This window comes from Youngiibacter fragilis 232.1 (assembly GCF_000495435.3).
Classification (GTDB): domain Bacteria; phylum Bacillota; class Clostridia; order Clostridiales; family Clostridiaceae; genus Youngiibacter; species Youngiibacter fragilis.
The window spans coordinates 1-7,648 of sequence record NZ_AXUN02000037.1; the positions used below are offsets into that span (position 1 = coordinate 1).

Sequence of the window (7,648 nt, forward strand, 5' to 3'; positions counted from 1 at the left end):
GGTTTCAATATAAAAAACATCAAAAACCCAATAATACCAAGGGGTTTCGATGTTAACAAGTTATAATTCCGTGGGGATTCAGGTTTTAATCCCCTAGGAATCAACGTGAAGACTAGGATCATCTCCCTGGAGTATAATCCGTTCTACAGGTACAACATCCGAGTGGAGGTCGGAAGATACAGACCCAGTATCTCTGACACCTTTTATCGGATTGAGAGTTCATTAAATAATGTGGGAAGCTCAGTGGATGATATTCAAACACAGGTGAACGACCTGGGTGTGTCCTATACCATCGTCTCTGAACTAGTGGTGACTGAAACAACCATTGATGTGACCTACACCGTTGAGAAGGGCGATACCCATCAATATCATGCCCAGTATCAATACACCACCGACAGCGGTGGGAGGATCACAAGCATCACTCTTGATAACATTTTCTCGGAGCTTCTATTAAAGGAAGTCTCCACTTTAACGGTTGATATGATGAGTTTTTACATTGAATATGCAGATGGAACAACGGCGACATATAACTACACTGTGGATAGCGGTGGAAGAATCACCAGCGTCACAAAAGTATAAAGGAGGGCTGAATCAATGAGCTATGATCATATTTTTAATAATGCCTTGGCCATCTGGACAGCCTTTGGTGGCCGGGGAGATGTTCTCTTCACCATCCCAACACTCAGCTGGACCAAGAAGTACTATAACAACTTTGGCTACACCCAGTATGGCAGTGAAAAGCAGATTAATGTCTATGATAATGGAAACGCGCAGATCGCAGTTTATTATGCCAAGACCCCTTATATGTCCTACTGGAATAAGACCACAAAGCAGTGGACTGTGGTCAGCGTTCCTTGGTGGAGCTATGGCCAGCCGGAGATTCTCTATGCAGCTAATGGTGTGTTTATTGCTAAGATTGTGGGTCTTGCCAATGTCATTGCTTCCTTTGACGGTATCACTTGGCATAATGCTGGATACTGTCCGGGAGCCTATAATGCCATGACCTGTGGTGCCTATGATATGGCCAGAGGCTCTGGTATTGTCAGTTGGTGGTACTACAAATCACCGGTCTATTACAGCTATGATTCTTTAGAGGAAAGAACCGCATGGACATTGGTCGGATCTGATGGTACCTCGGTGCCAATATTTAAATACCTGACCACTCATAAGGGAAACTTTGTGGGCGTGGTTGGTGGAGACAAATCCATCGCAATAGCTAGTTCAGCCAGTCCTGGTCTTTGGACCACGACCATACCAGAGGATGTGAACGACACCCGGTATATGTTTATCCGGTCCGTGAATGACGTCCTTTTTGTGATGAAGTTCAACTACACCAATGTGGGCGGCGATTACACCTACTATGTGAAGCTCTGCGTGATGAGTGACGATGCCACCCAGATTACTGAGACAAATCTTTCCTGGGTAGGAGATCTGGCCAACAACAATATCCCAAATCCAAGGAACATCATCTGGATGGAAGACTGGGGCAAGTTCGCTCTTCTAAAAGAGAGTATGCTCTGCGTTTCCAACGATGGACTGTATTGGGAAGGGGTAGAACAGCCAGGTTTCACCACAAGTCAGTATGACACCTTTGATGGCGCCATGTATATTCCGGGAGATGGATTCTATATAAAAGCAAGTGGCTACATTTACTATGCCTCTTACTAAGAGATAGGGAATCCAGGCGTCCTCAATGTGGGGGCGTCTTTTTATATACAAAACTTATGAAAGCGAGGGAAGAACGATGAGAGAAGTTTGGAATTTCATTCAGATGATATTTGCGGCGGTTGGCGGTTGGTTAGGTTATTTTCTAGGAGGTTACGATGGTTTTTTATATGCATTGATTGCCTTTGTTACGATCGACTATCTCATGGGTGTTATGTGCGCTATTTTAGAAAAGCACTTATCCAGTGACGTTGGCGCTCAGGGCATTTTCAAGAAAGTGGTGATTTTCTCCTTGGTTGGTGTGGCCCATATCATTGATCAGAACATTATCGGAGATGGCAGTGCCATCAGAACCGCAGTGATTTTCTTCTATCTATCCAATGAAGGAATCAGCATCATTGAAAACTCAACTAGATTAGGACTACCGGTTCCGGAGAAGTTCAAGGATATTTTGGAGCAGCTGAAAGACGGAGGCGATAAGGATGGCACTAGGCAACTTAAAGACAAAGTACATGACCAGAAATGACTGTTATACAGCCGGGAGAAAGATCACACCTAAAGGCATCATGGTCCATTCCACTGCCACACCGGGCGTGATGGCGGCAGATTGGTTCAGCAGATGGAACAAATCCTATAAGGCTGGTGAAATCAATCGTCAGGTTTGCGTCCATGCATTCCTGGATGATAAAGAAATCTGGCAGTACCTGCCTTGGAACAACAGAGGCTGGCATGCAGGAGGAGATGCAAACAACACCCACATCGGTTTTGAGATATGCGAGCCGGGTGGGTTTTCTTATTCTCAGAATCAGATGGTAGGCTATGATGTGAAGAAAAATGAAGCCTACTTTAGAGCGGCTTGGGAAAATGCAGTGAAGATTTGTGTTTATCTCTGCAGAGAGTATGGTCTGACTGAAAAAGACATCATCAGCCATGCGGAAGGGAATAAGAAGGGGATCGCATCAAACCATTCTGATGTAGGCCACTGGTTTCCAAAGCATGGAGAGAGTATGGACACCTTTAGAGCTGCAGTAAAGAAGGCACTAGAGAATGTAGGCAAAGCTAAAGAGGTCTTTGAAACAGGCAATATTGTAGAAATCAAAGGGTCTGCCAGAACCTATTATCCCGGCGGTCCTATCATTCCAAACTGGGTGAAATGGAACTATCACTTAATCACCCAGGATGTGTTTAATGGAAAACCTGTGATCAAAGGCGGCAAGCAATGTGTTCTTCTTGGTAAAACCATTCTCAAAAGCACCATGGGTGAGAAGGCAGGTATTATGACGTGGGTTGATAAAGACAATCTTGAAATGGTCAGTGCTGGTGTGGAGGTCGAACCGGAGAATGAATCCGGTAAAAAATACTACCGGGTGCAGGTAGGCGCCTTCAGCGAAAAGAAGAATGCAGAGGCCCTAATGACCCGCTTAAAGAAGGCGGGATTTGATGCCTATATGAAATACGATTAGAAGGAAAATCGCAAAATTGTAGCCGGTGTTATCTCTATAGCATCGGCTTATTTTTCCCTATATATAGTAGAAATGACTTGATAAATACCTGTTTTTGAGTGATATATGTAATACGCTAGAAAGCTTGAAACCTTTGGAATTAGAGGTTTTAGGCATTATTATTTTTACCCTTTGCGATAACTCAAGCGCCGCTCATGATACGAAGCAAGGGATAAAAAGGAAAGGAGAGGATCAGGATGAATCATGCAAGGGTTCAGGAAATACCAGTACAAAGATCGTCAGTAACCGTTATTAATCAACCAGTAGGATGGAATGATGTCAACACACAACCTAGATCAAAAAAGCTAAAAGTTGCATCCTACTGCAGGGTGAGTAGTGAAGAAGAGCTTCAGCTTGGTTCATTAGAGAATCAAATCATTCATTATACCAACTACATCAGGTCAAATCCTGACTGGTATTATGCTGGTGTTTACTCAGATAAAGGCAAATCGGGTACAGACATGTCGAAACGAATCGGTTTTAATCGGATGATTAGAAATGCGATGAATGGAGAAATTGACCTGATTATCTGCAAATCCATATCAAGATTTGCAAGGAATGTTGTGGATACAATGGATATTGTGAGACAGCTTACTGAAAAGGGAATTTTTGTGATTTTCGAGAAAGAACGATTGAACACCAAAGATATGACCAGTTCACTGCTCATAAAAATTCTAGCTACTTTCGCTGAGGAAGAAAGCCGAGCTACATCGGAGAATATTGATTGGGCCTTTACAAAGCGTTTTGAGAGGGGCGAAGTGGTTGCAGGGCAGCTCTTTGGCTACGAGGTAAATAAGGATAAAGAATGGATCATCGTCGAAAAAGAAGCCGAGATCGTTAGAGAAGCTTATGACCTTTTTCTTAATGGATATAACATGACAGAGATAGCCAGACACTTTATAAGAAAAGGATACAAGAAGCGTTCTGGTGAGATTGACTGGGATAACAACAACATCAGAAGCATACTGACCAATGAAAGATATGCTGGTGATGTTCTTAGCAGAAAAACGTGTACACTTGATTTCAGGACCCACAAAACGGTGATCAATAGAGGTCATAAACCCCAGTATTATATTGAAGACCACCATGAAGGCATTGTTTCAAAAGAGGACTATGAAAAAGTTCAAGAAATACTAAGGGATAATAAATCTGATTTTAACAGGGGTGATTATGAGAAGACCCCTTTTACCAGCAGAGTAATTTGTACCCATTGCGGAAAGAACTTTCATCGCTTCGGCAAAAATATTAAAAAAACAATATGGCGATGTTCTTCCAATGTAAAAAGCGAGTTGCTTTGTGAAGCGGATCCCATTGAAGAAGAGCATATCGAAAAGCTCTTAAGGGAAGGTTTTGAAAAACGCTACAACATCAATCGAAGAACCAACGATGGACTATTGATAAAGCAGCTAACGAAAGAACTATCTACTGCTGAAGCTGTCAGGGAACGAGAGCAAAACCTACTGAGAGTAGAACTGGAAAAATGCCTCATTGCTGAGAATAAAGCTATCCTTCAAAACCTTGATACTGAAGTGTTAAAAGAAAAGCGACAAGATGTTGAAAAAGAAATCGCAATTAAAGCTAAGCTATGGGAAGACTTCGATAAGGACTATGAATTTAGAGAAGCCTCTCTAAACAGATTGAAGGAGTTAAAGGGATCAGATAAAGCCATTAAAAAAATACTAGATATCTCTTTCATGAGAGCGTGGGTGATTCACATTAAGGTGGAGTCACCTTTTTTATTTACCATCAAATGGATTGATGGAAAGGAGACGGTGGTTGGAAAGTTTAGGGGAGGTCATAACGATGGAAGGAAGTAGAAATATATCGACCATGAATCCTCGGGTTAGGGTCATTCCTGCTAATATGAATAACCCTGATTATAGAAGAAATGAAGAGCGAAAAATCAAAGTAGCTGCCTATGCCAGGGTATCCACCCATGAAGAGGAACAACAGTCCAGTTACAAATTGCAGGTTTCTTACTTTAAAGAATATATTGAAAAGCAAGAAGGCTGGGAGCTTTATAAGGTCTACAGCGATGAAGGGGTTACTGGAACAAACACTAAGTACCGAACCGGATTCAATCAGATGATCAAGGATGCTAAGGAAGGAAAGTTTGATTACATCATTACAAAATCCATCAGCCGGTTTGCTAGAAATACCCTTGATTGCTTAACCTATGTGAGGATGCTGAAAAGCTTAGACAAGCCAGTGGGTATAATTTTTGATCGAGAGTCGATCAATACCCTCGACTCTCGCAGTGAGGTTTTGCTCACAATCATCTCATCGATCGCGGAAGAAGAGTCACGTACGATTAGTGCTAATGTCAGCTGGGGAGTTCAGAAAAGATTCTCGCAAGGGAAGCCACACATTCCAACAACATATTTCTTAGGATATGACGAGGATGAAGAGGGGAATCTTATCATAAATGAAGAGGAAGCCAAAACAGTTAGACGAATTTTTCGAGAATTTATCTCAGGGAAAGGTTCGGTTCAGATAGCGAAAGGGCTGACAAAAGACAAAGTTAAAACCGCAAGGGATAATACAAAATGGACCAGTGATTCCGTTTTAAAAATACTAAAAAATGAGAAATTCTGTGGCCATGCATTATGTCAGAAGTCAGTAACCCTGGACCCTTTAACCCATAAACGGGTCAGAAATAAGAACCACAAGCCGCAGTACTTTATACGAAACAATCACCCTGCAATCATCTCTGAAGAGGAATGGAATTATGTACAAAAGGAACTGGAAAGACGAAGAAAAATGAAGCATGATCCTGACGGGAAATACCACAGAACCTATAGCGGAAAAGCACCATTTTCAAATATGCTTTACTGTGGGGAGTGTGGCATGCCGGTTCATAGAAGGAGAATCACATCAAAAAAAGATGGCAAGCCATACAAGTTTACCGTTTGGCACTGCAGACTAGCGGCTCAGAAAGTAGAAGCTGACTTTGACTGCCATTCAAAGTATGTATGGGAAGAGGTGATTGAAGCAGCCTACAACGAAATGCTTCTGAAAATGACTGAAGAGATTGACCTAATAAGAGCTGAGGGAGAAGCAGCCATTGAGGATGTAAGCCTAACATATGATGAAAAGGAAAGGCTTAAAGAGCTTGAAGAAATCATCGATCGAATCAATGATCGCATAAGTGAAATGGCCATGAGAGAAAGTGCCACCAATGATCCCATCTATGATGCAACCCTTAGAAACATGATTTATGAATCACAAATCTACCAGCAGGAACATGAAGCCCTTATCAAAAGCCAAGACGAAGAAATCTATATGAGGCAGAATTTAGAAGCTTTAATTGCATATCTTGAAAGCCAAAGTAGCTTTGAGACCTTTGATGCCACTGAATTTAAAAAGCTTGTTGAAAGAGGAATCCTCCACAAAGATTATGAGATTGAGTTCATATTTAAATGTGGAGTCAAAAGAATGGGTTATGGCTGGAGACGTGGGAAGAACGAGTAATAGTCATTGAAGAATTTACCTAAGTAAATAAAATACTCCTTTACCTTATGGAGATTGTACTTGCAATAGTTTGACACCAATGCAAACATACAAGCAAGCGTGATCTTTCAAGAGGAAAGGAGTTTTTTTATGGACCAAATAGATAAAAGCTTATGGATCAATAAGTTATGGGATCCTTTAGAGAAGATAGATGACAGTCCACTTCACAGTAGACGTCAAGGGATTAAGGTGGCAGCATATTGTAGAGTGAGTCTTGATTCACTGGGACTGTCCCACTCATTGGAAAGCCAAGTAAGTCACTATACCCATGTGATTAATAGTAGGGACAACTGGACCTTTGTCGGTATCTATTTTGATAATCTGGTTACCGGGAGAAAAGCCTCATTAAGACGAGGCTTTACTCGGATGCTAAGGCACTGTGAAGAACATAGAATTGACCTGATTCTTGTTAAAAATGTATCTCGGTTTTCAAGGAATGCCCAGGAGCTCATTGAAGTTATTGAGCGGCTCAAGGAACTGGGTGTCAGTGTTTATTTTGAAACGGAAAATATTGAAAGCACCAGAAGTGATACGACCTATCTTTTAAAAACCTATGCCAGTATTGCCCAAGGGGAAATTGAAGCTACTTCCCAGGCTATAGAGTGGGGACATGAAAGACGAATGATGAAGGGCAAGGTTAATATCGGTCACACTTACGGTTATGATAAAACAAAAGTCGGTAATGAGACCGTCATTACAATCAATGAAGAGCAAGCTCAAGTTGTTAGACAGATTTATCAAATGCATCTTGATGGTATGAGTAATAATGCCATTGCAGGTGAATTAACCAGAAGAGGAGTCAGGACCTACTTTGGGAAGGAACTGTGGGGACCGAAGACGATAGCATCCATCTTATCAAACATTGCCTACACAGGAAGCGTAAAGACCAGGAAACTTACACGAGATTTGATGAGCAACAAAAGACGATCATCAGAAGGGATACGGGATCAATATTTAATCCGTAAATTTTC

The 7,648-nt window shown here is 41.7% G+C and carries 7 protein-coding genes; all 7 read left to right on the forward strand.

The features are described 5' to 3' along the window. Positions 1–105: 105 nt before the first annotated feature. A complete protein-coding gene (locus tag T472_RS02460; RefSeq protein WP_152975106.1) occupies positions 106–579 on the forward strand; it encodes a hypothetical protein in 474 nt (157 codons plus the stop codon). Positions 580–594: 15 nt separating this feature from the next. Further along, positions 595–1,668: a hypothetical protein gene (locus T472_RS02465; RefSeq protein ID WP_023863281.1), complete on the forward strand. Its 1,074-nt coding sequence runs from the start codon at positions 595–597 to the stop codon at positions 1,666–1,668. 76 nt (positions 1,669–1,744) lie between these two features. After that, the gene (locus T472_RS02470; protein WP_040906451.1) at positions 1,745–2,191 is read left to right on the forward strand and encodes a phage holin family protein; all 447 of its coding nucleotides are present in this window, start codon (positions 1,745–1,747) and stop codon (positions 2,189–2,191) included. Beyond that, positions 2,148–3,128: an N-acetylmuramoyl-L-alanine amidase gene (locus T472_RS02475; protein ID WP_023387158.1), complete on the forward strand. Its 981-nt coding sequence runs from the start codon at positions 2,148–2,150 to the stop codon at positions 3,126–3,128. Before T472_RS02470 ends, T472_RS02475 begins: the two co-directional genes overlap by 44 nt. Before the next feature lie 236 nt (positions 3,129–3,364). After that, complete coding sequence (locus tag T472_RS02480; RefSeq protein WP_023387157.1) at positions 3,365–4,984, forward strand: recombinase family protein; 1,620 nt, start codon at positions 3,365–3,367, stop codon at positions 4,982–4,984. Then, positions 4,971–6,638, forward strand: coding sequence for a recombinase family protein (locus tag T472_RS02485; protein ID WP_023387156.1), 1,668 nt, complete (start codon positions 4,971–4,973; stop codon positions 6,636–6,638). The genes T472_RS02480 and T472_RS02485 overlap by 14 nt, the downstream gene beginning before the upstream one ends. A 129-nt stretch (positions 6,639–6,767) precedes the next feature. Then, positions 6,768–7,648: recombinase family protein (locus T472_RS02490; protein WP_023863284.1), on the forward strand; the 881-nt coding region annotated here is incomplete at its 3' end.

What these genes read in the sequence shown, in the direction of transcription:
- T472_RS02465 (WP_023863281.1), top strand. Translation starts at nt 595, where the DNA reads ATGAGCTATGATCATATTTTTAATAATGCCTTGGCCATCTGGACAGCC.
- T472_RS02470 (WP_040906451.1), top strand. Translation starts at nt 1,745, where the DNA reads ATGAGAGAAGTTTGGAATTTCATTCAGATGATATTTGCGGCGGTTGGC.
- T472_RS02480 (WP_023387157.1), top strand. Translation starts at nt 3,365, where the DNA reads ATGAATCATGCAAGGGTTCAGGAAATACCAGTACAAAGATCGTCAGTA.
- T472_RS02475 (WP_023387158.1), top strand. Translation starts at nt 2,148, where the DNA reads ATGGCACTAGGCAACTTAAAGACAAAGTACATGACCAGAAATGACTGT.
- T472_RS02485 (WP_023387156.1), top strand. Translation starts at nt 4,971, where the DNA reads ATGGAAGGAAGTAGAAATATATCGACCATGAATCCTCGGGTTAGGGTC.